This is a genomic window from Streptomyces sp. NPDC005435 (assembly GCF_040703155.1).
In the GTDB taxonomy this organism is placed as follows: Bacteria; Actinomycetota; Actinomycetes; order Streptomycetales; family Streptomycetaceae; genus Streptomyces.
On sequence record NZ_JBEXEQ010000001.1, the window covers coordinates 14,228 to 38,767 of the forward strand.

The following is a 24,540-nucleotide window of genomic DNA, read 5'->3' on the forward strand; positions in this document are numbered from 1 at the left end:
AACGGTCCCCGGACCGGTCAGTCGGCCACCGGGACCGAGGGGTCCGGGTCGGTGGGCGGGGTCGGGGTCACGGGCGGCGGCTCGGAGGTCGCCGGGTCCGGCGGCGTGGGACTCGGGCTGTCGCTCGGCGGGGGCTCGCTGCTGGGCGGGTCCGTCGGCGGCGGGGTCGGGGAGGCCGGGGGTGTGCTGCTCGGCGGGGCCGAGGTCGCGGGCGGGGTCGTACGGGCCCTGCCGTACCCGGTGATCGTGACGACCGCGCCCGCCGGGGCGACGGCGACCCGGGCGCGCCAGTGCCCGGCGGGTTCGCGCAGGTGGTCCACGTACACCCGGACCGTGAGCGTGTCGCCGGGCGCGAGGGTGCCCGAGGAGCGGCTGAGGTAGAGCCAGGGCTGCCGGGTGGCGGCGGACCAGTGGACGGGCCCGGAGCCGGAGGCGCGCAGGGTGATCAGCGTGGTGTCGCCCTCGGTGGCCGCGCCGATCGTGAGCTGTCCGGCGCCCTTCTTGCCCGCGCCGGAGACGCTGACCACCTCGACCGAGACGTCCGGGTCGGCCGTGCCGCCGGGCCGGGGTTCGGGCTTCACGCTGGCGTTGCCCGCGTTCTCGTACGCCCCCGGGTGGTCGCCGTCGAGCGTGTCCGGGCCGCTCGCGCCGGGCGCGGCGGCGGGGCGGCCGTCGTCGGCGGTGGGGGCGCTGCGGTAGGCGGCCCACAGGGCGAGGACGGGGGCGGCGACGACGGTGGCGACCACGGTCGTGGTGACGGCCCGCGCGCGGAGCCGGTCGCGGCGGGCCGCGCGGTCCTTGGGGTCCATGGGGAAGCCGCGCCGGTCGAAGCGCGGTACGGCGGCTCCCCGCGCGCGGGGATGGCCGGCGAGCGCGGCGTGCAGGGCGGCCCGGGGTGCCTGGAGGACGGGCAGCTCGGCGGGGGTGACCGTGGCGCCGGGCCAGCGGCCGGGCACCGCGCGCTCGGCGGTGCGGCGGCAGCGCGGGCAGTCGTCCACGTGCCGGACCAGCTCGCGGCGCAGGGCCGCGCTGAGGACGAGACGGCTGTCGCCGGTCAGGTGGGCCACGCTCGGGCAGCCGCCGGTCTCGACCACGGCGAGCGCGGCGCGGGTGCGCTCGACCTCGCAGGCGGCGGAGGAGAGCAGATCGCGGGCGGCGGCGGGCTCCAGGCCGAGCACGGCGGCGACCTCGGGGGCGGCGAGCCGGTGCCGGACGGCCAGCTCCAGGGCCTCGCGCTGCTCGGGAGTCGTACCGGCCGCCTCCGGCCAGGCGAGCAGGGCGAGTTCGCGGCGTCGGCGCTCCTGGACCTCGGAGGAGGGCTGCGGCGCGGAGGGTTCGGCGGCTCCGGCGGCTTCGGTGCCGTGGGCCGGGCGGCCCGCCGCGTGGGTGGCCTGGCGGGTGCGGCGGGCCTCGGCGAGACCGCGCAGACAGGCCCAGCGGGCCAGCGCGTACAGCCAGGCCCTGCGGTCGGCGGTGGTCTTCGGGACGCGCGGGCCGCGCCGCTCGGCCAGCGCGAGGACCTCTCCGAGGGCGGCGGTGGCCGCGTCGTGGTCGCAGAGCACCGAGAGGCAGTAGGTGAACAGACCATCCAGGTACGGCTCGTGGCACGCCGAGGGCCGCCGGGCGATGTTCCGCGCGGCGGCTCGGTCACGCGCCTCCCGGTGCGCCCGGTGTGCGCCGGTGGTGCGGGTCGTGGTCTCCGGACTGCTGCTCCTCACCTGTGCGACCGTAGGCGCCCGCGGAGTGCCTCTTCTCGCACCTTGAGCCCTTTTAATCCGTACGGGTGAAACGATCCCTCATAAGGGGACACGGATGCTCCGCCCGGCGGCTCCCGACCGGAGCATCGCGACGCCCGCCGGACCACCCGCGTGCACCCGGACGCCCCGTGTGCGCCCCTCGGCGACGGGTGCCTGCGGGAGCACGCGGGGGCGTTGTCAGTGGGGCGGACTACGGTGTCCGCATGGCTGCCCGTACCAAGACCACCAAGGACCGTCCGTCCTACCGCTGCACCGAGTGCGGCTGGCAGACGGCCAAGTGGCTCGGCCGCTGCCCCGAGTGCCAGGCCTGGGGGACGGTCGAGGAGTACGGCGCGCCCGCGGTGCGCACGACGGCACCCGGCCGGGTCACCAGCTCCGCGGTGCCCATCGGCCAGGTCGACGGCCGCCAGGCCACCGCCCGCACCACCGGCGTGCCCGAGCTGGACCGGGTGCTCGGCGGCGGACTCGTGCCCGGCGCGGTCGTGCTGCTCGCGGGCGAGCCCGGCGTCGGCAAGTCCACCCTCCTGCTCGACGTGGCGGCCAAGTCCGCGAGCGAGGAGCACAAGACGCTGTACGTCACCGGTGAGGAGTCCGCGAGCCAGGTCCGGCTGCGCGCGGACCGCATCGGCGCCCTGGACGACCACCTCTATCTCGCCGCCGAGACCGATCTGTCCGCCGTCCTCGGCCACTTGGACGCGGTCAAGCCCTCCCTGCTGATCCTGGACTCGGTGCAGACGGTCGCCTCCCCGGAGATCGACGGCGCCCCCGGCGGCATGGCCCAGGTCCGCGAGGTGGCCGGCGCCCTGATCCGCGCCTCCAAGGAACGCGGGATGTCCACGCTGCTCGTCGGCCATGTCACCAAGGACGGCGCGATCGCGGGACCGCGCCTGCTGGAGCACCTGGTGGACGTCGTCCTGAGCTTCGAGGGCGACCGGCACGCCCGGCTGCGCCTGGTCCGGGGCGTCAAGAACCGCTACGGCGCGACGGACGAGGTCGGCTGCTTCGAGCTGCACGACGAGGGCATCACCGGACTCGCCGACCCCAGCGGACTGTTCCTGACCCGGCGCGCCGAGCCGGTGCCGGGCACCTGTCTCACCGTGACCCTGGAGGGCCGCCGCCCGCTGGTGGCCGAGGTGCAGGCGCTGACCGTGGACTCGCAGATCCCCTCCCCCCGCCGGACCACCTCGGGTCTTGAGACCTCCCGGGTGTCGATGATGCTGGCGGTGCTCGAACAGCGCGGCCGGATCAGCGCGCTCGGCAAGCGGGACATCTACTCCGCGACCGTGGGCGGGGTGAAGCTCTCCGAGCCCGCCGCCGACCTCGCGATCGCGCTCGCGCTGGCCTCCGCCGCCAGTGACACCCCGCTGCCGAAGAACCTCGTGGCGATCGGCGAGGTGGGTCTCGCCGGTGAGGTCAGACGGGTCACGGGCGTGCAGCGCAGGCTCGCGGAGGCGCACCGGCTGGGCTTCACGCACGCGCTGGTCCCCGGCGATCCGGGCAAGGTACCGGCCGGGATGAAGGTCCTTGAGGTGGCGGACATGGGCGACGCGCTGCGGGTGCTGCCCCGCTCGCGTCGCCGGGAGGCCCCTCGGGAGGCGGAGGAGCGCCGGTAGACTTTGTGCAGGTCTCGCCCGTCCGTACGAAACGCGCGTCGGGACGGGAGCGCGTCGAAACGCGTCAGAACCTGCGACCGGAGGAGTGCAGTGGCAGCCAACGACCGGGCAGCAGCTCCCGGAAAGTCCGGTGGGAGTGCCGGTCCCGATGGCCTGATGCGCGCCTCGCTGAGCGCCGTGGCACCTGGTACGGCCCTGCGCGACGGTCTGGAACGGGTCCTGCGCGGCAACACCGGCGGCCTCATCCTGCTCGGCTGGGACAAGACGGTCGAGGCGATGTGCACGGGCGGCTTCGTCCTGGACGTGGAGTTCACCGCGACCCGGCTGCGCGAGCTGTGCAAGCTCGACGGCGGCATCGTGCTCTCCTCGGACCTCTCCAAGATCCTGCGCGCCGGCGTCCAGCTGGTCCCGGACCCCACGATCCCCACCGAGGAGACCGGCACCCGGCACCGCACCGCCGACCGCGTCTCCAAGCAGGTCGGCTTCCCGGTCGTCTCCGTCTCCCAGTCGATGCGGCTGATCGCGCTCTACGTGGACGGTCAGCGCCGGGTCCTGGAGGACTCGGCGGCGATCCTCTCCCGCGCGAACCAGGCGCTGGCCACCCTTGAGCGGTACAAGCTCCGCCTGGACGAGGTCGCGGGCACGCTGTCCGCGCTGGAGATCGAGGACCTGGTCACCGTCCGGGACGTGTCCGCGGTCGCGCAGCGCCTGGAGATGGTCCGGCGGATCGCCACCGAAATCGCCGAGTACGTGGTCGAGTTGGGCACGGACGGGCGTCTTCTCGCGCTTCAGCTGGAGGAGTTGATCGCGGGCGTCGAGCCGGACCGCGAGCTGGTCGTGCGGGACTATGTGCCCGAGCCGACGGCGAAGCGGTCGCGGACGGTGGAGGAGGCGTTGTCCGAGCTGGACGCGCTGAGTCATGCGGAGCTGCTGGAACTGGGGACTGTGGCGCGGGGGTTGGGGTACACCGCGTCCCCTGAGTCGCTGGACTCTTCTGTGTCGCCTCGCGGGTTCCGGTTGCTGGCGAAGGTTCCCCGGTTGCCCGGTGCGATCATTGATCGGCTGGTGGAGCACTTTGGTGGCTTGCAGAAGCTGCTCGCTGCCAGCGTGGATGATCTGCAGGCTGTGGATGGGGTTGGAGAGGCTCGGGCTCGTAGTGTGCGGGAGGGGCTCTCGCGGCTGGCCGAGTCCTCGATTCTCGAGCGGTACGTCTAGGTTCTTCGCGGTTCGTTTTCGGGTGCGGGTCGTGGTGGGCTGGTCGCGCGGTTCCCCGCGCCCCTCAAAGACCCCGGTTGCCCCGCGCTCCTCGGAAACCCCGGTTGCCCCGCGCTCCTCGGAAACCCCGGTTGCCCGCGCCGCCTGAAAACACCGGCCGCCCGCGCCCCTCGAAGACCGCGGTTGCCCCGGGTCTCGCCTGCGAGTACCCCTAGTCCGCCGACAGTACGAACGACGTCTGGGTCTTCCCGAAGCCCTGGGCCTTCGCTTCCAGTAGGTACGTGCCCGGCTTCGCCTTGTTCGGCTGGGGGGTTGTGCACTTCGGGGTGGTCTGGGCGCGGTCCCACTTGACCGTGTAGGTGATGCTCTGGCCGGCCGGGACCTTGAAGACGAGGCTTGTCGCGCCCTGGGGGCAGTCGTCCGAGGACCAGAAGGGGTCGTCGCCGTCGGCCGGGGTGATCGACAGGACGGCGTGCCGGGGGCCGAGGTCGGTCTTGCAGGCGGCGGAGCCCGTGTTCTTGACGACCAGTTCGAAGGTCGGGGTCTGGTCGGGCGAGTAGGAGTTGTGGACGCTGCGCAGGCTGAGGCTGACCGCGCCGGGGGCGCAGTCGGGCAGGGAGGAGGAGGCCGGGATCGTGTCGGACGCACCGACACCCCCGCCGCCGGAGCCGGAGCCCGTACCGCCCGAGCCCGAGCCCCCGGTGCCCGAGCCGTCGTCGGAACCGGAACCGGAACCGTCGCCGTCGTCCGAGCCGGAGCCGCCGCCGGAGCCCGACCCCGAGCCGGAGTCGTCGCCGCCGTCCCCCGACTCGTCGCGCCCGCCCGGGTGTTGGCTGATCGCCGGGCCGGACGAGGAGGGGCCCGGGGCGATGGTGGACGCGGGATTCTTGCCGTTGGTGCCGTCGGCGTTCTTCTTGCCGCCACCGCCGCCGGACGTGACGATCCAGGTGACCAGGAGCGCCAGTACGGCGACCACGGACACCAGTACGACCCTCCGTCGCCAGTAGATGGACGAGGGAAGCGGCCCGATCGGATTGCGCAGAGATCCCACGGGCGAACTCTACGAGAGATCACCCCGCCGGACGGCGTCCCCCGCCGCCCCGACGCCAACTTTTCCGGATCATCATCCCGGCAACTGCCGTCAAGTACGGGCGTCTTGTGAACGCCCCGACGCTCCGTGCGCGCACGGTCACCGACGATGACCGTGCGCGGCGTGGCAGGATCGAAGGGTCATGACTGAGAAGCTGCACACCCCCGTGATCGCCTGGTTCGACCTCCACGCCCGCGACCTCCCCTGGCGCCGCCCGGAGGCGGGGCCGTGGGGCGTGATGGTCAGCGAGTTCATGCTGCAGCAGACCCCGGTGAACCGGGTGCTGCCCGTCTACGAGCAGTGGGTCGCCCGCTGGCCGCGCCCCGCCGACCTCGCCAAGGAGGCGCCCGGCGAGGCGGTGCGCGCCTGGGGCCGGCTCGGCTATCCGCGCCGCGCGCTGCGGCTGCACGGCGCGGCCGTCGCCATAACGGAGCGGCACGGCGGTGACGTGCCCACCGACCACGCCCAGCTCCTCGCGCTGCCCGGCATCGGCGAGTACACGGCCGCCGCCGTGGCCTCCTTCGCCTACGGCCAGCGGCACGCCGTCCTCGACACCAATGTGCGCCGGGTCTTCGCGCGCGCGGTGACGGGGGTCCAGTACCCGCCGAACGCCACCACGGCCGCCGAGCGGCGCCTGGCCCGCGAGCTGCTGCCCGAGGACGAGAAGACGGCCGCGCGCTGGGCCGCCGCCTCCATGGAGCTCGGCGCGCTGGTGTGCACGGCGAAGAACGAGGGCTGCGGAAGCTGCCCGATCTCGGACCAGTGCGCCTGGCGGCTCGCGGGCAAGCCGGAGCACGACGGGCCGCCGCGGCGCGGCCAGACGTACGCCGGGACCGACCGGCAGGTGCGCGGCAAGCTGCTCGCGGTGCTGCGGGAGGCGCACGTGCCGGTGCCGCAGTCCGCGCTGGACCGGGTGTGGCACGAGCCGGTGCAGCGGGCCCGCGCGCTGGACGGGCTCGTGACGGACGGACTCGTGGAGCCGCTCGCGGGCGGTCTGTACCGGCTGCCGCTGAGCTGACGCACCGCCGCGTCACAGGGAGCGGGTCCGTGTCACCGGACGACCGGACCGGCAATTCCCCGTGAAACGGGGCAAGATGACCACTCTCCTTACCCCGGACCTACTTCCGTTACACAACCGACGTACAGCCGAGCGCCCGCCGCAGGCTGCTCCGCACAGCCCCGTGACAACAGCTCCGTAGGTTTCTTCCGTGCCCGGCGGACCACCGGGCCGAAGACGTCAGGCGTGAGCCTGGGCAGGGCGACGGGGAGACGGAGGCGGTCGATCATGGCGCAGGGCGAGGTGCTCGAATTCGAGGAGTACGTCCGCACGCGGCAGGACGCGTTGCTGCGCAGCGCGCGCCGGCTGGTGCCGGACCCCGTGGACGCCCAGGACCTGCTCCAGACGGCGCTGGTGCGGACGTACGGCCGCTGGGAGGGCATCGCGGACAAGCGGCTCGCGGACGCCTATCTGCGCCGGGTCATGATCAACACGCGGACCGAGTGGTGGCGGGCCCGCAAGCTGGAGGAGATCCCCACCGAGCAGCTCCCGGACGCGTGCGTGGACGACGCCACCGAGCAGTACGCGGACCGCTCCCTGCTGATGGACATCATGAAGGTGCTGGCTCCCAAGCAGCGCAGTGTCGTGGTGCTGCGACACTGGGAGCAGATGTCCACGGAGGAGACGGCCGCGGCCCTCGGCATGTCGCCGGGCACGGTCAAGAGCACGCTGCACCGGGCGCTCGCCCGGCTCCGCGAGGAGCTGGAGGCCCGCGATCTGGACGCACGCGCGCTGGAGCGTGAGGAGCGGGAGCGTTGCGCGGCCTGAGCGGCGACGGGTCCGACGGGACCCGGCGGAGTTCACGGGCGGTGATCACGGCTGCGGCCGCGCTCACCGCCGTCGCCCTTTTCGCCGCCGCGTGCGGCACCGGGGGCACCGGCGCGCGGGACGAGGGCCCGGCGCACGCCTCGGCAGTGGCCGGTGCCGCCTCCCCGACGCCGAGCCCGGCCGGTACGTACAAACGGGTGGACGCGGTGCGGCTGCTGAAGGCCGACCCCGGGGTCTCGGCGGCGGTGAAGAAAGAGCTGAAGCCGTGCGGCGGGGACGACTACCCGGTGGACGTCTCCTACGGCGATCTGACCGGCGGGGCCCGGGACGACGTGGTGATCAACGTGCTGACCTGCACGGACGCGGTCGGGATCGGGTCGTATGTGTACCGGGACGCGAGCGGCTCGTACCAGAACGTCTTCCGGACCGAGGAGTCGCCGGTCTACGCGGAGATCGACCAGGGTGTGCTGAGCGTGACCAAGCAGGTGTACCGGAAGGGGGACCCCATCTCCAGCCCGTCCGGGGAGGACGTGATCCCGTACCGGTGGAAGACCGGCCGGTTCGTGCAGGGCAAGCCGGTCCACACCGACTACAGCGGTGCCGTCGGCGAGCAGCCCAGCCCGGTCCCGGGCACCTGACGCCCCCACCCGCGACGCCCCACCGGGCCGACCACCAGACGCCGACCACGAGACGGAGAGCAGCCGGATGTCAGAGCAGACCCACGTCCTGTTCGTCGAGGACGACGACGTCATCCGTGAGGCCACCCAGCTCGCCCTGGAGCGGGACGGCTTCGCGGTGACCGCCATGCCGGACGGGCTGTCCGGTCTCGCGGCGTTCCGCTCCGACCGGCCGGACATCGCGCTCCTGGACGTGATGGTGCCGGGCCTGGACGGGGTGAGCCTGTGCCGCCGCATCCGGGACGAGTCGACGGTGCCGGTGATCATGCTGTCGGCGCGGGCCGACTCCATCGACGTGGTGCTCGGCCTGGAGGCGGGCGCCGACGACTATGTGACCAAGCCGTTCGACGGGGCGGTGCTGGTGGCCCGTATCCGGGCGGTGCTGCGCCGCTTCGGGCACGCCGGGCACACGGCGGACGGCGCGGGGGCCGGCGCCGACTCCGGCGGGATGCTGGCTTTCGGGGACCTGGAGATCGACACCGAGGGCATGGAGGTGCGCCGGGCGGGCCGGCCCGTGGCGCTCACCCCGACCGAGATGCGGCTGCTTCTTGAATTCTCCGGCGCCCCTGGCACCGTCCTCTCCCGCGACAAGCTGCTCGAACGCGTGTGGGAGTACGGCTGGGGCGGGGACACGCGGGTCGTGGACGTGCATGTGCAGCGGCTGCGGCAGAAGATCGGCCAGGACCGGATCGAGACCGTTCGCGGCTTCGGCTACAAGCTGCGGGCCTGAGCGGAGCCGACATGCCGGGATTCGTCCGGCGCCCGGTGCGGCGCATGGCGGGGGTGGGCCTCAGAACGGGGCTCCGATGGAAGCTGAGCGCGGCGATCGCGCTGGTGGCGGGCCTGGTGGCGATCGGGCTGAGCCTGGTCGTGCACAACGCGGCCCGGGTCTCGATGCTGGACAACGCCCGTGACCTCGCCAACCAGCGGGTGCAGATCGCCCAGCGCAACTACGAGCTGTCCGGGCGCCCCAACTTCCCCAACGTCAAGATCGACGACCCGCAGCTGCCGGGCCCGCTGCGGGACAAGGTGGAGGACGGGCGCCGGGCCAGTTACGTCAGCGACCAGGGCACCGGGGAGCCGGACATCTGGGCGGCGGTGCCGGTCAAGGGCGGACACGTGCTGTCCCTGCACAGCTCCTTCCCGGACCGCTCGACCGACATCCTGACCGACCTCGACCAGGCGCTGGTCATCGGCTCCATCGCGGTGGTGCTCGGCGGCAGCGCGCTCGGCGTGCTGATCGGCGGGCAGCTCTCCCGGCGGCTGCGCAAGGCGGCGGCCGCCGCGAACCAGGTCGCCAAGGGCGCGACGGACGTACGGGTGCGCGAGGCCATCGGCGGGGTCGTACGCGACGAGACCGACGACCTCGCGCGCGCGGTGGACGCCATGGCGGACGCGCTCAAGCAGCGCCTGGAGGCCGAGCGCCGGGTCACCGCCGACATCGCGCACGAGCTGCGCACCCCGGTGACGGGCCTGCTGACGGCCGCCGAGCTGCTGCCGCCCGGCCGGCCCACGGAACTGGTCCTGGACCGCGCCAAGGCCATGCGCACCCTCGTGGAGGACGTCCTGGAGGTGGCCCGGCTCGACGGCGCCTCCGAGCGGGCCGAGCTGCAGGACATCATGCTGGGCGATTTCGTCGCCCGGCGCGTGACCGCCAAGGACCCGGACATCGTCGTACGGGTGGTGCACGAGTCCGAGGTCACCACGGACCCCCGGCGGCTTGAGCGGGTGCTGTTCAACCTGCTCACGAACGCCGCCCGGCACGGCAGGCCGCCCATCGAGGTGACCGTCGAGGGCCGGGTGATCCGCATCCGCGACCACGGCCCCGGCTTCCCCGAGGAGCTGCTCGCCGAGGGCCCGCGCCGCTTCCGCACCGGCAGCGAGGACCGCTCGGGCCAGGGCCACGGGCTCGGCCTCACCATCGCGGCCGGCCAGGCCCGGGTCCTGGGCGCCCGCCTCACCTTCCGCAACGTCCGCCCCCCGGGCGCCCCGCCGGGCGTCCCGTCCGAGGGCGCGGTCGCGGTCCTGTGGCTCCCGGAACACGCCCCGACGGACACGGGGAGCCATCCGGTGCTGCCGGTGTAGCCGGTGCGACGGGTGCGGCCGCAGGCAAGGCGAAGGCCCCCGGGGCGGACACGCGCCGGGGGCCTTCGGGCTGTGCTGCGGTGGGTCAGACCGCTTCGACGACCGGGAGCGGGGCGGCGTCGGCGCCGTCCGCCTCGGTCTTCTGGGGGCCGCCGCCGCGCAGCGGGACCTCCTTGACGAACAGGGACGCGACCAGGACCACGATCGCGACCGCCGCGCCGAGCAGGAAGGCGGAGTGGATACCGGACGAGACCGCGTGCTTGTACGCGTCCTGCAGCGGGACCGGGAGCAGGCGCAGGTGCGCCGCGTCCAGCTGGGCGGACTTCTCGGTGACCTTGCGGGCCATGGCGCCGCCGCGCTCGGCCATGGTGTCGTTCACCCGGTTGTTGAACAGCGCGCCCATGACCGCCACGCCGAACGAGGAACCGAGCGTACGGAACAGGGTGGCGGAGGACGAGGCGACGCCCATGTCCTTCATCTCCACGCTGTTCTGCGCGACCAGCATGGTGATCTGCATCAGGCAGCCCATGCCCGCGCCGACGACGGCCATGTAGATGCCGGAGGTCACCCGGGTCGTGTCGACGCCCATGGTGGACATCAGGTAGAGGCCGACGATCATCAGGGCGCCGCCCACGATCGGGAACGCCTTGTAGCGGCCGCTGTTGGTGGTGACCCGGCCGGCGACCATGGACGTCACGAGCATGGCGCCCAGCATCGGCAGGAGCAGCAGACCGGAGTTGGTCGCGGACGCGCCCTGGACGGACTGCTGGTAGAGCGGCAGGAAGAGCGTGGCGCCGAACATCACGAAGCCGGTGATGAAGCCGATGAGGGCCATCAGGGTGAAGTTGCGGCTCTTGAAGATGTGCAGCGGCAGCACCGGCTCGGCGGCCTTGGTCTGCCAGAACACGAACCCGACCAGCGAGGCCACGCCGAGCGCGATGAGCTCCATGATGCGCGCGGAGGACCAGGCGTACTGCGTGCCGCCCCAGGTGGTGACCAGCACGATGGAGGTGATGCCGACGGTCAGGAGCACGACACCGAGGTAGTCGATGCCGGCCTTGGCCCGCTTCTTCGGCAGGTGCAGCACGGCGGTGACCAGCGCGAGCGCGACCGCGCCGAGCGGCAGGTTGATGTAGAAGGTCCAGCGCCATCCCCAGTTGTCGGTGATGGTGCCGCCGACCAGCGGGCCGCCGATCATGGCGAGCGCCATGACACCGGCCATCATGCCCTGGTACTTGCCGCGCTCACGCGGCGGGATCAGGTCGCCGATGATCGCCATGACGCCGACCATGAGGCCGCCGGCGCCGAGACCCTGGATGGCACGGAAGCCGATCAGCTGGCCCATGTCCTGGGCCATGCCGCTCAGCGCCGAACCGATGAGGAAGATCACGATCGAGCTGAGGAAGGCGCCCTTGCGCCCGAACATGTCGCCGACCTTGCCCCAGACGGGGGTGGAGGCCGCGGTCGCGAGCGTGTAGCCGGTGACCACCCAGGACAGGTGCTCCAGCCCGCCGAGGTCGCCGACGATGGTCGGCATCGCGGTGCCCACGATCATGTTGTCCAGCATCGCGAGCATCATCGCGATCATGAGCGCCATCAGAACGACGCGTACGCTCTTCGGCTGCTTCTCCGGCTCCGCGGGTTTCCCCTGGTCCGCGGGGACCGTCTGTGTGTCCGCCATCTCTCCCACTCCCTTGCGACAGGTACTTACTTGCCGCCCGGCTAGTTCACTACACTGAAGGTAGCCAGTTTACTAGCCGGGCGTCAAGTAAGTTTCCCGGAAGCGCGAGGAGTACGAGGATGGGTGGCACGATGGACGGCACCAAGCAGCAGCGCCGCGGCAACACCCGCCAGCGCATCCAGGACGTGGCGCTAGAGCTCTTCGCGGAGCAGGGCTACGAGAAGACGTCTCTGCGCGAGATCGCGGAGCGCCTCGACGTGACCAAGGCAGCCCTGTACTACCACTTCAAGACCAAGGAAGAGATCATCGTCAGCCTCTTCAAGGATCTGACGCAGCCGATCGAGGACCTGATCGAGTGGGGACAGGGACAGCCGCACACCCTGGAGACCAAGCAGGAGATCGTCCGGCGCTACAGCGAGGCGCTGGCCGGAGCGGAGCCGCTCTTCCGGTTCATGCAGGAGAACCAGGCGACGGTACGGGAGCTGCGCATCGGCGAGACCTTCAAGGACCGGATGCGCGGCCTCAGGGACATCATCATCGACCCCGAGGCCCAGCTCACCGACCAGGTGCGCTGCATCAGCGCGCTGTTCACGCTGCACGCGGGGATGTTCGTGATGCAGGACCTGGAGGGCGACGCCGAGAAGAAGCGCCAGGCCGTTCTCGAAGTCGCCGTGGACCTGGTGACGCAGGCGCACGAGGGCGCCCGCGGCAGGCAGTGAGAACGGCGCCCTGATGTCAGGGCGCCGTCACGTCACGTCCCGTGCGGGACGCGCGCCGCTCAGACGTGGACGCCGTGAGCGCGCAGGAAGACGACCGGGTTGACGGCGGAGCCGTAGTTCGGGGTCGTACGGATCTCGAAGTGCAGGTGCGGGCCGGTGGAGTTGCCGGTGCTGCCCGAGAGGGCTATGTGCTGGCCGGTCTTGACGATCTGGCCGACGCGCACGTCGATGCGGGACAGGTGGGCGTACTGCGAGTACAGGCCGTTGTCGTGCTTGATGACGACGGCGTTGCCGTAGGCGGGACCGTCACCGGCGCCGTTCGGGCCGGCCTTGACGACCGTGCCGCCGTGCGCCGCGAGCACACTGGTGCCGGTGGGCACCGCGAAGTCCTGACCGCTGTGCTTGTGGGCCCAGTGGCTGCCGGCCTGGTTGAAACCGGCCGAGAGCGTGTAGTGCTGCACCGGGTCCACCCAGGAGGTCGCGGGGGCGGTCGCGGCGCTCGCGACCCCGCCACCCAGCACGGCCGCGGCGCCGACTCCGGCGGCCATGACGGCCACGCGGCTGCGGAGGGACGTACGGGCGGGGCGAGACGTGGAACGCTTGAACATCTATACCTCGTGAACTCGGGGGACAGAGCGCCACCCGGCACACGGATGTTTCACCGTTCGCCGGGCGGGACCACACATTGGTAACCCGGCATTCCATTCGCACTCAAACCCCCCTCACTACGGCGAGGCATAGTAGAGCCCGCCAAAACACCCAATTCTCGACAGAACCCACACTCCGGACTCCGGCCGTGCCCACATCGCGGTATCACCCAGAGTCCCGGGATGAATGTCCCATTTTGGCTGGATAAGGTTTCCCACTATCCGGTGTAGTAACGGACATTTCGCCTGTGCGGCATGTCACCGGCGGGGGTATTCGGCCCTCCCGTAAATGTGACCCGCGCCTCTGGCCACCTACCCCCCGGTAACCCTACGGTTCCCCTCGCGCCACCCCCTTCGCAGAGCATGTCCCTGACATTTCCGGTCTCCGGGACCCGCCCTGCCCCGTACGGACGCGAGAGGAACCCCCCACCGATGACCAGACGCCCCTGGGCGCGCCGCACCGCCACCGCCGCCGTCTGCCTGGCCGCGCTCACCGCCCTGGCCACCCCCGCCCAGGCCGCCGAGGCGGCCCCCACGGCGGCCGCGGCCACCGTCGACTACGCCACCTGGCAGCGCGACTGCGCGGCCGTCATGGACCAGGCGCTGCCCTACGTCCAGAGCCGTATCGCCGCCGCCCCGGCCGGCGAACGCCAGGCGATCGTCTTCGACATCGACAACACCACCCTGGAGACCGACTTCGGCTTCAGCTACCCGCAGCCCGCCAACAAGCCCGTCCTGAACGTCGCCCGCTACGCCCAGGACCACGACGTCGCCCTCTTCTTCGTCACCGCCCGCCCCGGCCTCCTGTACCTCCCCACCCAGTACAACCTCGCCCACGACGGCTACGACGTCACCGGCCTCCGCGTCCGCGGCCTCACCGACCTCTTCAAGGACGTCGCCGCCTACAAGACCGCCCAGCGCGCCGACATCGAGTCCCAGGGCTACAAGATCATCGCCAACATCGGCAACAGCACCTCCGACCTCACGGGCGGCCACGCGGAAAAGACCTTCAAGCTGCCGGACTACGACGGCCAACTGTCGTAGGAGCCCGGCTCACCGCTCGTAGAGCCCCCGCGCACGCGAAAGGGCCGGTGCTCGAAAGCACCGGCCCTTTCGGGGTTTCTCAGGCGAGGCCCCGGAGGGTCACGCGTCCTTGCTCAGGTTCGGGCCCGCGCCGCCCGCCGCCTGCTCGATCGGCGGGGCGTCGGGGAGGGCCGACTTCTCCTCGCCGCGGAAGGTGAAGGTCTGGTTGTCGCCCTCGCCCTCCGTGTCCACGACCACGATGTGGCCGGGGCGCAGCTCGCCGAAGAGGATCTTCTCCGAGAGGGTGTCCTCGATCTCGCGCTGGATCGTGCGACGCAGCGGACGCGCGCCCAGCACCGGGTCGTACCCCTTCTTGGAGAGGAGCTCCTTGGCGGACTGGGAGAGCTCGATGCCCATGTCCCGGTCCTTGAGGCGCTCGTCCACCTTGCCGACCATCAGGTCGACGATCCGCAGGATGTCGGCCTGGGTGAGCTGCGGGAAGACGACCACGTCGTCGACGCGGTTGAGGAACTCGGGGCGGAAGTGCTGCTTGAGCTCGTCCGAGACCTTGTTCTTCATGCGCTCGTAGTTGGTCTTCGTGTCGCCCGAGGCCGCGAAGCCCAGGTTGAAGCCCTTGGAGATGTCCCGGGTGCCGAGGTTGGTCGTCATGATGATGACCGTGTTCTTGAAGTCCACGACCCGGCCCTGGGAGTCGGTCAGGCGACCGTCCTCCAGGATCTGTAGCAGCGAGTTGAAGATGTCCGGGTGGGCCTTCTCGACCTCGTCGAAGAGGACGACCGAGAACGGCTTGCGGCGCACCTTCTCGGTGAGCTGGCCGCCCTCCTCGTAGCCCACGTAGCCGGGGGGCGAACCGAAGAGCCGCGAGACCGTGTGCTTCTCGCTGAACTCCGACATGTCGAGGGAGATCAGCGCGTCCTCGTCGCCGAAGAGGAACTCGGCGAGCGCCTTGGACAGCTCGGTCTTACCGACACCGGACGGACCGGCGAAGATGAACGAGCCACCGGGACGCTTCGGGTCCTTCAGACCGGCGCGCGTACGACGGATCGCCTTCGACAGCGCCTTGACGGCGTCGACCTGGCCGATGACCCGCTTGTGGAGCTCGTCCTCCATGCGCAGCAGACGCGAGGACTCCTCCTCGGTCAGCTTGAAGACCGGGATGCCGGTGGCGGTCGCGAGGACCTCGGCGATGAGCTCGCCGTCGACCTCGGCGACGACGTCCATGTCGCCGGCCTTCCACTCCTTCTCGCGCTTGGCCTTGGCGGCCAGGAGCTGCTTCTCCTTGTCGCGCAGGGAGGCGGCCTTCTCGAAGTCCTGCGAGTCGATCGCGGACTCCTTGTCCCGGCGGACACCGGCGATCTTCTCGTCGAACTCGCGCAGGTCCGGCGGCGCGGTCATCCGGCGGATGCGCATCCGGGAGCCGGCCTCGTCGATGAGGTCGATCGCCTTGTCCGGCAGGAAGCGGTCCGAGATGTACCGGTCGGCCAGGGTGGCGGCCTGGACCAGCGCCTCGTCGGTGATGGAGACGCGGTGGTGCGCCTCGTACCGGTCGCGCAGGCCCTTGAGGATCTCGATCGTGTGCGGCAGCGACGGCTCCGCGACCTGGATGGGCTGGAAGCGGCGCTCGAGGGCCGCGTCCTTCTCCAGGTGCTTGCGGTACTCGTCCAGCGTGGTGGCACCGATGGTCTGCAGCTCACCACGGGCCAGCATCGGCTTGAGGATGGAGGCGGCGTCGATCGCGCCCTCGGCGGCGCCCGCACCGACCAGCGTGTGCAGCTCGTCGATGAACAGGATGATGTCGCCGCGGGTGCGGATCTCCTTGAGGACCTTCTTCAGGCGCTCCTCGAAGTCACCGCGGTAGCGCGAGCCGGCGACCAGGGCACCGAGGTCCAGGGTGTAGAGGTGCTTGTCCTTGAGGGTCTCGGGCACCTCGCCCTTGACGATGGCCTGGGCGAGGCCCTCGACGACGGCGGTCTTGCCGACGCCGGGCTCACCGATCAGCACCGGGTTGTTCTTGGTGCGCCGGGACAGCACCTGCATGACCCGCTCGATTTCCTTCTCGCGCCCGATGACGGGGTCGAGCTTGGTCTCCCGAGCGGCCTGGGTGAGGTTCCGGCCGAACTGGTCCAGGACGAGGGAGGTCGAGGGGGTGCCCTCGGCCGGACCGCCCGCGGTGGCCGCCTCCTTGCCGCCCTGGTAACCGGAGAGCAGCTGGATGACCTGCTGCCGCACCCGGTTGAGGTCTGCGCCCAGCTTGACCAGGACCTGGGCGGCGACGCCCTCGCCCTCGCGGATCAGGCCGAGCAGGATGTGCTCCGTGCCGATGTAGTTGTGGCCCAGCTGAAGGGCCTCGCGGAGCGACAGCTCCAGGACCTTCTTGGCACGGGGGGTGAAGGGGATGTGGCCGGACGGGGCCTGCTGGCCCTGACCGATGATCTCCTCCACCTGCTGGCGGACCGCCTCAAGCGAAATGCCGAGGCTCTCCAGGGCCTTAGCGGCGACACCTTCACCCTCGTGGATGAGACCCAGGAGGATGTGCTCGGTGCCGATGTAGTTGTGGTTGAGCATCCGGGCTTCTTCCTGAGCCAGGACGACAACCCGCCGCGCGCGGTCGGTGAACCTCTCGAACATCGTTAATCGCTCCTCAGAGCGGTCAGGCAGTGGGGGGAACTTCCCCTCCCTGTCCTTCCGCAGCTTAGTCCCGCAAGCGGGGACCGCTCATTCCAACTGCCGACACCGTCGATGGCCTCCTGACCCCTGACGCCGACATCTGCTCCAACCCGATGGTGCGAGACGATGTTCCCGCAGGCCAGGCAGTTACCCCAGTCGCCAGTACGCCGTTGGCGAACGTGAGACGCCCCGTTCTGCGTGTCGCCCCCTCCCACTAGGCATGTCTTACCCGCGGGGACCGACAGTCCATGCCGCGCGCCCCGCATCCCTCCGCTATGGGCGAACAACCTTGTGCCACCGTGCGCTCCCGCGCACTCCCCCTGGGTGGACGCTGCGGGACCGTCCGGCTGCCCAGCGTAACCACCGGGCGCCGGACGAGGTTGCTCCGGACATGTCCACGGTGCTCCCGGCGTCCGCGATTCCCGGCCCCCGGCGTCCGTCCGCCGGCCCCGCTCTCCCCCTCGCCGCGGCGAGGCGCTGGTACGAGGGGGTGCTGGGCTGGCCGACGGCCCCCGGTACGCCGCTGCGGCTGGTGACGGGGGTGCGGTTCGACGTGCTGGACGTGCCGGCCGGCGCGGGCACGGCGGCGCTGCGGCATCTGGGCCCCGGCTCACCGGTGGCCCTGTGCGGCGGGCGGATGCTGCTCCTGGTGGCCGCGGGCTCGGCGGAGGAGCTGCCGGGGCTGCTGGAGTGGCTGGAGTGGGCGCCGCTGCCGCTGGATCTGCGGGCGCTGGGCGCGGGCGGCCTCATGACGGCGCCGGAGCCGCCCGTACGCGCCCGTGCGGGGGCGCGGCGGGAAGACGCGCCTGCCGCTGTGCGGCCGGTCGCCGTACGCGCCCGTACGGGAGCGCGGCAGGCCGGCCAGGTCCCCGCCGCCGAGGAGGCGGCCGTACGCGACCGTACGGAGGCGCGGCAGCCGCCCGGCGCGGCGCGGGAGGCCGCCGTGTGGCTGCGGCCCCCCGGGGCGTGCCGCCGGGACGGGGCCGCGCTGCCGGCGCTGCCGGGCGTGGGGGGCGCCACGGGTGCCCCCGATCTCGTACGGGTCGTGGGCACCGTCGCGGCGGAGTGCCACCGCGTCCGGCTGCGGCGCGCGGGCGCCGGGTCGGGCGGCCGCGCGCGGGCCCGGCCGACGGGCCTTCGGTAGCCGTCGGCCCTCGGGCGGGCGGATCAGCCGTTGGCCTTCTCGTACGCCTCGCGGATGGAGGCGGGGACGCGGCCGCGGTCGTTCACGTCGTAGCCGTTCTCCTTGGCCCAGGCGCGGATCGCCGCGGTGTCCTGGTTGCCGCCGGAAGAGGCGCGGGACTTTCCGCGGCCGGCGGAGGAACGGCCACCGGTACGACGGCCACCCTGGACATACGGACCGAGAAGGCCGCGCAGCTTGTCCGCATTGGCGGTCGTCAGATCAATCTCGTAAGTCTTGCCGTCCAGCGCGAACGTCACCGTCTCGTCCGCCTCGCCGCCGTCGAGGTCGTCGACAAGAAGGACCTGAACCTTCTGTGCCACGGGATTTCCTTTCATCGATAACGTGAGTGCGGGGAGGTGCGCGGCGTCGCCGTTTTGCCGCCCCTGTTATATGCAGTGCTGCAGTACGCCGGAAAGCAAACCGCTTTTGCCGGAAAAACACAAACCCTCGGGGAGAGGGGCAGGGAGGAGGGCCCGTCCGGAAACGTGCGCGTTTCGGACATAGGGAACCGGGGCAATGGCGATCACAGATGCAGAAGCATCCGGCTGTTGCCCAAGGTGTTCGGTTTCACTCGTTCGAGACCGAGGAACTCGGCGACACCCTCGTCATAGGAGCGCATCAGCTCCGCGTACACATCGGTGTCGACGGGAGTCTCGCCGATCTCCGTGAAGCCGTGCTTGGTGAAGAAGTCGACTTCGAAGGTCAGACAGAAAACGCGGCGAACACCGAGCCAACGAGCGGTCTGGAGCAGCTTCTCCAGCACCAGGTGGCCGACGCCGGAGCCCTTCAGGCCGGGCCGGACGGCGAGAGTGCGCACTTCCGCGAGGTCTTCCCACATGACGTGCAGGGCGCCGCAGCCGACCACCTCGGCGTTGTCGTCGCGTTCCGCGACCCAGAACTCCTGGATGTCCTCGTAAAGCGTGACCGTTGCTTTGTCGAGCAGGATGTGCTCGTGCGCGTAGAGGTCGAGGAGTCGGCGTACGGCGGGAACATCGCTGGTCCGGGCGCGGCGGACGGTGACCGCTTTCCCGGGGCCTGCGGCTTTCCCGGGGACTTCGGGGCGCTCTGCTGACATGAGCGGACGCTATCGCCCGCCGGTGTCCTCCGCCGAACCGGGGTTCTCCTCTCGGGAAGGTTCCCTGGGTTCCCTCGGTTCCCGTGTTTCCGGTCCCTGGACGATACGGATCGCGTCACTGAGTGCCTGGCGTTGTTCCTCGCTCATCATGCCGAAGAAGGCGACGAGAGCGGCGGCGGGGTTGTCGCTCTGGGTCCAGGCGTCGTTCATGAGCGCGGCGGCGTAGGCGGCTCGGGTGGAGACGGCCTCGTAGCGATAGGCGCGGCCTTCCGCCTCGCGGCGTACCCAGCCCTTCTGATGAAGATTGTCCAAAACGGTCATGACCGTGGTGTACGCGATGGAGCGTTCCCGCTGGAGGTCTTCCAGGACTTCTCGAACGGTCACCGGGCGGTTCCACTTCCACACCCGCGTCATGACGGCGTCTTCGAGTTCTCCCAATGGCCTCGGCACGCTTAGAACAATAGTGGGAGATCCCGCCAATGGCGTGCGGGACGTGCACTTAGGTAGGAAACACTGCCAAAAGGGACGCGAATGCCTGCGGCGCCTTGGCGGGGGGGTGCCTGCGGCGGCGGGGGCGGGTTACGTCGCGGTCAGACCTCCGCTCTCCGTGTGGGCGGGGATGGTGCCTTCCCGGCGGCGGTCTGGCGTGGGGCGCCGTTCAGGCATCCGTGGCGACGCGGTCGGCGCTTCGTGGCTGTGCGGGGAGGGGGCGCGGGCGGCGCGGCTCAGGAGCCGGTTGCGGCTCTCCGAACGCCCAGGGGGCATGTGCGGCGCGGCTTCAACGGGTGCGCTCCGCGGGATCAGGAGCCGGTCGCGGCCTGGAGGGTGCCCTCCGGACGACCAGGGGATGTACGGCGCGGCCCAGCGGGTGCGCTCGGCGCCGGCTGGGGGACGGGCGCGGCCCGACAGGTGCTCTCCGGATGTCAGGGGGCGCGAGCAGCGCGGCTCAGGCGTCCGTGGCGGCAGCCTGGCGGGCGTTCTCCGTGTGGACCGGCGGCCGCATGCAGGGTGGCGTCTTCGCTGCTTTGGGCAGCGCGGGGGCCTGCGGCGCCGGACGGGCGGGTCCAGGCGTCCGTGGCGGCAGCCGGGCGGGGGCTCTCCGCACGGGTCGGCGCCGCAGGGCGGCGTCTTCCCTGCCCTGGGCAGCGCGAGATGCCTGCGGCGCGGGACGGGCGGGTACGGCGTGGGTCAGGCGTCCATGGCCGCAGCCGGGCGGGTGCCCTCCGCACGGGCCGGCGCCGCGTCCCGGGCGGCGTCTTCGCTGCCCTGGGCAGCGCGGGGTGCCTGCGGCGCGGGACGGCGGGCCAGGCGTCCGTGACCGCAGCCGGGCGGGTGCTCTCCGCGTGGGCCGGCGTCGCATGCAGGGGGGCATCTTCCCTGCCCTGTGCAGCGCGGGGGGGGCCTGCGGCGCGGGACGGGCGGGTACGGCGCGGGTCGGGCGTCCGTGGGCGCAGCCGGGCGGGTGCCCTCCGCGTGGGCCGACGTTGCGACCAGGGTGGCGTCTTCCCTGCTCTGGGGAGCGCGGGGGCCTGCGGCGCGTCAGGCGTCTGTGGTGGCCTGGCGGGTGCTCTCCGCGCGGGCCAGGGCCGCGTCGACGGCGGCGTCTTCCTTGCTCTTGGCGGCGCCGCCCTGGGTCTTCACGATCACCCGGACCACACCGATGAACAACGCGGCCATGACGACCGGGGGAACGAGCGCGGAGACGTATTCCATGCGACCAGAGTAGCCAGCGGGGGTGGGCACCAAGGGGCGGGGTGCCTGGAGCAGGAAACCTGCCTCGCGGCCGTCCCGGCGCGGCCCTCAGGGTTGTCCCGGGGGCCTGTACGGGGCGGGGTGCCTGGGAATCAGGGCCTTCGACCCCCTGGGGTGCCCCGGCGGCCTGTCCGGGCCGGAACACCCGGGAACCGGGGCTCCTTGCCGCGCCGTGCCGGTGCGGCCCAGGAGCCGGGGCCGCGTTTCCGGGGCCGTCCCGGCGCGGCGCGGCTCCCTGGGGTCCCCCAGCGGCCCGTGCGGGCGCTGCTCGTCGCCGGGCTGGTAGGGCTCTCGGGGCGTCCCGGCGCCTGCACGGCCGGGGGTGCCTCAGAGCCGGGGGTCCCGCCCGTCTCGCCATCCGGGGTGACCCCTGGGATTTCCCAGGGGTCCGTGCGAGCGATGCGCCCCGGAAGCGGGGGCCCATCCCCGGAGCGTCCCGGCGGGCCGGTACGGGGCCAGAGACCCCTGGGAGCGAGACCCGTCACCCTCCCGGTGTACCCCCGGGGTGCCCGGCAGCCCGTACGGAAGTGGGGGCCCGTCCCCGGAGCGTCCCGGCGGGCCGGTACGGGGACAGGGGCCCCTGGGAGCGAGGCCTGTCACCGTCCCGGTGTGCCCCCGGTACGGAGGCGAGGGGCGTCCCGGCCCGCACAGGCGGGGTGGCGGTGGCCCCCGAGGGTCAGCCTGCTGCGAGGTGGTCTGGGGATTGGGTTGGGGGGGTGGGGGGTTTGCGGGGTGGGAAGACCTCGCCGGGGGTGGGGACCGGGCGTTTGGGGTGATCGGGTTCTGTCGCCGGGCGCTCGGGCTCGGGGGCCGCGGGCTTGCGGCCCGGCTTGGCGGGGTCGGCCGCGCCGCCGGGGAGGGCGAGGAGGCGGGTGCGGGGGAGTTCCATGACGGCCGGCACCAGCGCGGCGGCCGGGAGCTCCGAGGCCAGGATGGCGGCGGCCGGGATACCGGGGACCGGGGTGGCGGGGGCCGAGAGCACCGCCGAGGGCACCATGACGGCCGGGACCGCCGTGACCGCCTGGGCGGGGGAAGCGGCGAGCGCGAGGACCGGGGCGGCGGCCGGGGCCGTCAGGGGCGGGAGCAGGGCCGCGCCGGAGGGCGGTGCCACTCCCGCGAAAGCGGGGTCGGGGGCCGCCCCTGCGGGAGCGGGGTCGGGGGCCGGCGCCGGGGGTGGGACCAGGGGTGTCGTACCCGGGGTCGCCGGAGGCGCCGGGCGCTGGTGCTGGACCGGGACTCGTCGGCACGTGGCCAGGAGGGTGGCGGCCTGGGGGTTGCCGCTCAGGGCCTTCAGGGCGGCCAGGTCGTCGGGGGTGGGGCGGTGGCCGGTGCCGAGGGCTTCCGCCAGCAGGGAGAGGTAGCCGGTCGCCGTGGCCGGGAGGGCCGCTCGGTAGCGGCCGAGGTCGGCCAGCAGGAAGGCGCGCAGCCGGGCCGCTTCGGCCAGCGCCTCGTCGAGCGACTCGGCGAGGCGGAAGCAGTCCTGGACGTCCTCGGCCGAGGCGGTTCCGGGGTGGAGGGCGAGGGCGAGGGCACGGCGGAGCACACGCAGCTCCTCCGCGCCGAACGCCATGCCGCCGCGAGATCCGTATGGCGTGGGCATGGGGCGACGGTAGCTCTAATCGGACAAAAGTGACGAAACACAGCGTTGTGTCGACGCGTGTCGTGCCCGCATTCCTCCGGCCGGCGCCGCATCCGGCGCCGGCCCCCTCACCTGCGCGGGATGTTCCGCTCGTAGACCAGCCGCAGCCCGATCAGCGTCAGCCACGGCTCGTGCTCGTCGATCACCGAGGACTCGCCGAGCACCATGGGCGCGAGCCCGCCCGTGGCGATCACCGTGACGTCGTCCGGATCGTCGGCCAGCTCGCGGGCCATCCGGGTGACGACGCCGTCGACCTGGCCCGCGAAGCCGTAGACGATGCCGGACTGCATCGCCTCCACCGTGCTCTTGCCGATCACGTTGCGCGGCCGGGCCACCTCGATCTTGCGCAGCTGGGCCGCCTTGACGCCCAGCGCCTCCACCGAGATCTCGATGCCGGGCGCGATCACCCCGCCGACGTACTCCCCGCGCGCGGAGACCGCGTCGAAGGTGGTCGCCGTGCCGAAGTCGACGACGATCGCCGGGCCGCCGTACAGCTCGTTCGCGGCGACCGTGTTGATGATCCGGTCGGCGCCGACCTCCTTGGGGTTGTCGAACTGCACCGGCACGCCCGTCTTGACGCCGGGCTCGACCAGTACGGAGGGCACGTCGCCGTAGTAGCGCCGGGTGACCTCGCGCAGCTCGTGCAGCACCGACGGGACGGTCGCGCAGATCGCGATGCCGGTGATGCCGTCGCCCAGGCCGCTGCCGAGCAGCGGGTGGGTGCCCATCAGCCCGCGCAGCAGCACCGCCAGCTCGTCGGCCGTGCGGCGCGGGTCGGTGGACACGCGCCAGTGCTCGACGATGTCCTCGCCGTCGAAGAGACCGAGGACGGTGTGGGTGTTGCCGACGTCGATCGTGAGCAGCATCCCGTCACTCCGCCGCGCGCAGGTCCAGGCCGATGTCCAGGACCGGCGCGGAGTGGGTGAGGGCGCCGACGGCCAGGAAGTCCACCCCGGTCTCGGCGTACGCGCGCGCGTTCTCCAGCGTGAGCCGGCCCGACGCCTCCAGCTGGGCGCGCCCGGCGGTGATCGCGACGGCCTCCTCGCACTCCCCCGGCGTGAAGTTGTCCAGCAGGATCAGGTCGGCGCCCGCGTCCACGACCTCGCGCAGCTGGTGCAGGGTGTCCACCTCGACCTCGACGGGCACGTCCGGGAACGCCTCCCGTACGGCCTTGAACGCCTGGGCCACGCCGCCCGCGGCGACCACGTGGTTGTCCTTGACCAGGGCGGCGTCGGACAGCGACATGCGGTGGTTGACGCCGCCGCCGCAGCGGACCGCGTACTTCTCCAGGGAGCGCAGGCCCGGCGTGGTCTTGCGGGTGTCGCGGACGCGGGTGCGGCTGCCCTCCAGCGTGTCGGCCCACGCGCGCGTGGCGGTGGCGATGCCGGACATGCGGCCGAGGATGTTCAGCGCGCTGCGCTCGGCGGTGAGCAGGTCGCGGGTGCGGGCGGTGACCGTCAGCAGCTTCTGCCCGGCCTCGACCAGGTCGCCGTCCTCGACGTGCCGCTCGACCTCGAACTCGTCCTCGCAGACCACGGAGAGCACGGCCTCGGCGACCCTGAGGCCCGCGACCACGCCCGTCTCGCGGGCGGTGAAGTCACCGGTGGCGCGCGCGTCCTCGGGGATGGTCGCGACGGTGGTCACGTCGACACCGCCGGCCAGGTCCTCCTGGACCGCGACGTTGGCGATGTCCTCGACCTCGACCGGGTCGAGCCCGGCGTCGGCCAGCAGTTCGGCGAGCGCGGGGTCGAGCCCGCACTCCAGGTACTCCTCGCCCTCCTCGCCGCCGGCGCCGCAGGCGCAGCCGTCACCGCAGCCGCCGGTGGGGGCGAGGGGAAGGTCTTCGGTGCTCACGTTCGTCACTGCTCCTG

22 protein-coding genes are annotated in these 24,540 nt (G+C 72.2%); 10 read left to right on the plus strand and 12 right to left on the minus strand.

Translation table 11 applies throughout. The annotated features are described in order from the left end of the window. Positions 1 to 17: 17 nt before the first annotated feature. Positions 18 to 1,718, minus strand: coding sequence for a BACON domain-containing protein (locus tag AB0898_RS00070; RefSeq protein ID WP_366800511.1), 1,701 nt, complete (start codon positions 1,716 to 1,718; stop codon positions 18 to 20). 242 nt (positions 1,719 to 1,960) lie between these two features. Here AB0898_RS00070 and radA point away from each other — a divergent pair, with 242 nt between their 5' ends. Both radA and disA read left to right on the plus strand, forming a co-directional pair. Beyond that, positions 1,961 to 3,370, plus strand: coding sequence for a DNA repair protein RadA (radA, locus tag AB0898_RS00075; protein ID WP_366800512.1), 1,410 nt, complete (start codon positions 1,961 to 1,963; stop codon positions 3,368 to 3,370). A gap of 90 nt (positions 3,371 to 3,460) precedes the next feature. Further along, the gene (disA, locus tag AB0898_RS00080) at positions 3,461 to 4,585 is read left to right on the plus strand and encodes a DNA integrity scanning diadenylate cyclase DisA (RefSeq protein ID WP_026248940.1); all 1,125 of its coding nucleotides are present in this window, start codon (positions 3,461 to 3,463) and stop codon (positions 4,583 to 4,585) included. A 211-nt stretch (positions 4,586 to 4,796) separates the two neighbouring features. On the opposite strand, the gene AB0898_RS00085 is transcribed toward disA, so the two are convergent. Further along, positions 4,797 to 5,636, minus strand: coding sequence for a hypothetical protein (locus AB0898_RS00085; protein ID WP_366800513.1), 840 nt, complete (start codon positions 5,634 to 5,636; stop codon positions 4,797 to 4,799). Between the two features lie 181 nt (positions 5,637 to 5,817). Between AB0898_RS00085 and AB0898_RS00090 the strand changes: the two genes are divergently transcribed. The 5 genes from AB0898_RS00090 (at position 5,818) to cseC (ending at position 10,262) form a co-directional block, all read left to right on the plus strand. After that, the gene (locus AB0898_RS00090; protein ID WP_366800514.1) at positions 5,818 to 6,693 is read left to right on the plus strand and encodes an A/G-specific adenine glycosylase; all 876 of its coding nucleotides are present in this window, start codon (positions 5,818 to 5,820) and stop codon (positions 6,691 to 6,693) included. Between the two features lie 267 nt (positions 6,694 to 6,960). Beyond that, complete coding sequence (locus tag AB0898_RS00095) at positions 6,961 to 7,500, plus strand: SigE family RNA polymerase sigma factor (protein ID WP_366800515.1); 540 nt, start codon at positions 6,961 to 6,963, stop codon at positions 7,498 to 7,500. 41 nt (positions 7,501 to 7,541) lie between these two features. After that, a complete protein-coding gene (locus AB0898_RS00100) occupies positions 7,542 to 8,138 on the plus strand; it encodes a hypothetical protein (RefSeq protein ID WP_366800516.1) in 597 nt (198 codons plus the stop codon). Between the two features lie 67 nt (positions 8,139 to 8,205). Next, positions 8,206 to 8,907: a two-component system response regulator CseB gene (gene cseB, locus AB0898_RS00105; protein WP_366800517.1), complete on the plus strand. Its 702-nt coding sequence runs from the start codon at positions 8,206 to 8,208 to the stop codon at positions 8,905 to 8,907. Between the two features lie 11 nt (positions 8,908 to 8,918). Then, positions 8,919 to 10,262 (plus strand): two-component system sensor histidine kinase CseC, encoded by a 1,344-nt coding sequence (cseC, locus tag AB0898_RS00110; protein WP_366800518.1) that lies wholly within the window; start codon positions 8,919 to 8,921, stop codon positions 10,260 to 10,262. A gap of 85 nt (positions 10,263 to 10,347) precedes the next feature. On the opposite strand, the gene AB0898_RS00115 is transcribed toward cseC, so the two are convergent. Then, the gene (locus AB0898_RS00115; RefSeq protein ID WP_366800519.1) at positions 10,348 to 11,943 is read right to left on the minus strand and encodes an MDR family MFS transporter; all 1,596 of its coding nucleotides are present in this window, start codon (positions 11,941 to 11,943) and stop codon (positions 10,348 to 10,350) included. Between the two features lie 119 nt (positions 11,944 to 12,062). Here AB0898_RS00115 and AB0898_RS00120 point away from each other — a divergent pair, with 119 nt between their 5' ends. Further along, entirely contained in the window at positions 12,063 to 12,662 is a 600-nt protein-coding gene (locus tag AB0898_RS00120; protein ID WP_366800520.1) for a TetR/AcrR family transcriptional regulator, read from the plus strand. Positions 12,663 to 12,721: 59 nt separating this feature from the next. Here the strand turns inward: AB0898_RS00120 and AB0898_RS00125 are convergent, their stop codons facing one another. Then, positions 12,722 to 13,270, minus strand: coding sequence for a M23 family metallopeptidase (locus tag AB0898_RS00125; RefSeq protein ID WP_366800521.1), 549 nt, complete (start codon positions 13,268 to 13,270; stop codon positions 12,722 to 12,724). A 471-nt stretch (positions 13,271 to 13,741) separates the two neighbouring features. On the opposite strand from AB0898_RS00125, the gene AB0898_RS00130 reads away from it, so the two are divergent. Continuing rightward, the gene (locus AB0898_RS00130; RefSeq protein ID WP_366800522.1) at positions 13,742 to 14,353 is read left to right on the plus strand and encodes an HAD family acid phosphatase; all 612 of its coding nucleotides are present in this window, start codon (positions 13,742 to 13,744) and stop codon (positions 14,351 to 14,353) included. Positions 14,354 to 14,452: 99 nt separating this feature from the next. Here the strand turns inward: AB0898_RS00130 and AB0898_RS00135 are convergent, their stop codons facing one another. Further along, entirely contained in the window at positions 14,453 to 16,981 is a 2,529-nt protein-coding gene (locus tag AB0898_RS00135; RefSeq protein WP_366800523.1) for an ATP-dependent Clp protease ATP-binding subunit, read from the minus strand. A gap of 430 nt (positions 16,982 to 17,411) precedes the next feature. On the opposite strand from AB0898_RS00135, the gene AB0898_RS00140 reads away from it, so the two are divergent. After that, a complete protein-coding gene (locus AB0898_RS00140) occupies positions 17,412 to 18,164 on the plus strand; it encodes an SCO3374 family protein (protein WP_366800524.1) in 753 nt (250 codons plus the stop codon). A gap of 23 nt (positions 18,165 to 18,187) precedes the next feature. On the opposite strand, the gene AB0898_RS00145 is transcribed toward AB0898_RS00140, so the two are convergent. From AB0898_RS00145 to nadC, 7 genes are all read right to left on the minus strand, one after another. Further along, the gene (locus AB0898_RS00145) at positions 18,188 to 18,523 is read right to left on the minus strand and encodes an Lsr2 family protein (RefSeq protein ID WP_366800525.1); all 336 of its coding nucleotides are present in this window, start codon (positions 18,521 to 18,523) and stop codon (positions 18,188 to 18,190) included. 203 nt (positions 18,524 to 18,726) lie between these two features. Further along, on the minus strand, positions 18,727 to 19,278 hold the full coding sequence (locus AB0898_RS00150) for an amino-acid N-acetyltransferase (RefSeq protein WP_366800526.1): 552 nt from the start codon (positions 19,276 to 19,278) through the stop codon (positions 18,727 to 18,729). 9 nt (positions 19,279 to 19,287) lie between these two features. Next, positions 19,288 to 19,692 carry a BlaI/MecI/CopY family transcriptional regulator gene (locus AB0898_RS00155; protein WP_407078278.1) on the minus strand — a complete coding sequence of 135 codons (405 nt, stop codon included), beginning with the start codon at positions 19,690 to 19,692 and terminating at the stop codon, positions 19,288 to 19,290. Positions 19,693 to 20,817: 1,125 nt separating this feature from the next. After that, complete coding sequence (locus tag AB0898_RS00160) at positions 20,818 to 20,991, minus strand: hypothetical protein (protein ID WP_366800528.1); 174 nt, start codon at positions 20,989 to 20,991, stop codon at positions 20,818 to 20,820. A gap of 715 nt (positions 20,992 to 21,706) precedes the next feature. Further along, entirely contained in the window at positions 21,707 to 22,630 is a 924-nt protein-coding gene (locus AB0898_RS00165) for a hypothetical protein (RefSeq protein ID WP_366800529.1), read from the minus strand. A gap of 107 nt (positions 22,631 to 22,737) precedes the next feature. Continuing rightward, the gene (locus AB0898_RS00170; RefSeq protein ID WP_366800530.1) at positions 22,738 to 23,535 is read right to left on the minus strand and encodes a type III pantothenate kinase; all 798 of its coding nucleotides are present in this window, start codon (positions 23,533 to 23,535) and stop codon (positions 22,738 to 22,740) included. Positions 23,536 to 23,539: 4 nt separating this feature from the next. Beyond that, on the minus strand, positions 23,540 to 24,523 hold the full coding sequence (nadC, locus tag AB0898_RS00175) for a carboxylating nicotinate-nucleotide diphosphorylase (protein ID WP_366800531.1): 984 nt from the start codon (positions 24,521 to 24,523) through the stop codon (positions 23,540 to 23,542). Between the last annotated feature and the right edge of the window lie 17 nt (positions 24,524 to 24,540).

What these genes read in the sequence shown, in the direction of transcription:
- radA (WP_366800512.1), top strand. Translation starts at nt 1,961, where the DNA reads ATGGCTGCCCGTACCAAGACCACCAAGGACCGTCCGTCCTACCGCTGC.
- AB0898_RS00090 (WP_366800514.1), top strand. Translation starts at nt 5,818, where the DNA reads ATGACTGAGAAGCTGCACACCCCCGTGATCGCCTGGTTCGACCTCCAC.
- AB0898_RS00095 (WP_366800515.1), top strand. Translation starts at nt 6,961, where the DNA reads ATGGCGCAGGGCGAGGTGCTCGAATTCGAGGAGTACGTCCGCACGCGG.
- cseB (WP_366800517.1), top strand. Translation starts at nt 8,206, where the DNA reads ATGTCAGAGCAGACCCACGTCCTGTTCGTCGAGGACGACGACGTCATC.
- cseC (WP_366800518.1), top strand. Translation starts at nt 8,919, where the DNA reads ATGCCGGGATTCGTCCGGCGCCCGGTGCGGCGCATGGCGGGGGTGGGC.
- AB0898_RS00115 (WP_366800519.1), bottom strand. Translation starts at nt 11,943, where the DNA reads ATGGCGGACACACAGACGGTCCCCGCGGACCAGGGGAAACCCGCGGAG.
- AB0898_RS00120 (WP_366800520.1), top strand. Translation starts at nt 12,063, where the DNA reads ATGGGTGGCACGATGGACGGCACCAAGCAGCAGCGCCGCGGCAACACC.
- AB0898_RS00125 (WP_366800521.1), bottom strand. Translation starts at nt 13,270, where the DNA reads ATGTTCAAGCGTTCCACGTCTCGCCCCGCCCGTACGTCCCTCCGCAGC.
- AB0898_RS00130 (WP_366800522.1), top strand. Translation starts at nt 13,742, where the DNA reads ATGACCAGACGCCCCTGGGCGCGCCGCACCGCCACCGCCGCCGTCTGC.
- AB0898_RS00135 (WP_366800523.1), bottom strand. Translation starts at nt 16,981, where the DNA reads ATGTTCGAGAGGTTCACCGACCGCGCGCGGCGGGTTGTCGTCCTGGCT.
- AB0898_RS00140 (WP_366800524.1), top strand. Translation starts at nt 17,412, where the DNA reads ATGTCCACGGTGCTCCCGGCGTCCGCGATTCCCGGCCCCCGGCGTCCG.
- AB0898_RS00150 (WP_366800526.1), bottom strand. Translation starts at nt 19,278, where the DNA reads ATGTCAGCAGAGCGCCCCGAAGTCCCCGGGAAAGCCGCAGGCCCCGGG.
- AB0898_RS00155 (WP_407078278.1), bottom strand. Translation starts at nt 19,692, where the DNA reads ATGACGCGGGTGTGGAAGTGGAACCGCCCGGTGACCGTTCGAGAAGTC.
- AB0898_RS00160 (WP_366800528.1), bottom strand. Translation starts at nt 20,991, where the DNA reads ATGGAATACGTCTCCGCGCTCGTTCCCCCGGTCGTCATGGCCGCGTTG.
- AB0898_RS00165 (WP_366800529.1), bottom strand. Translation starts at nt 22,630, where the DNA reads ATGCCCACGCCATACGGATCTCGCGGCGGCATGGCGTTCGGCGCGGAG.
- AB0898_RS00170 (WP_366800530.1), bottom strand. Translation starts at nt 23,535, where the DNA reads ATGCTGCTCACGATCGACGTCGGCAACACCCACACCGTCCTCGGTCTC.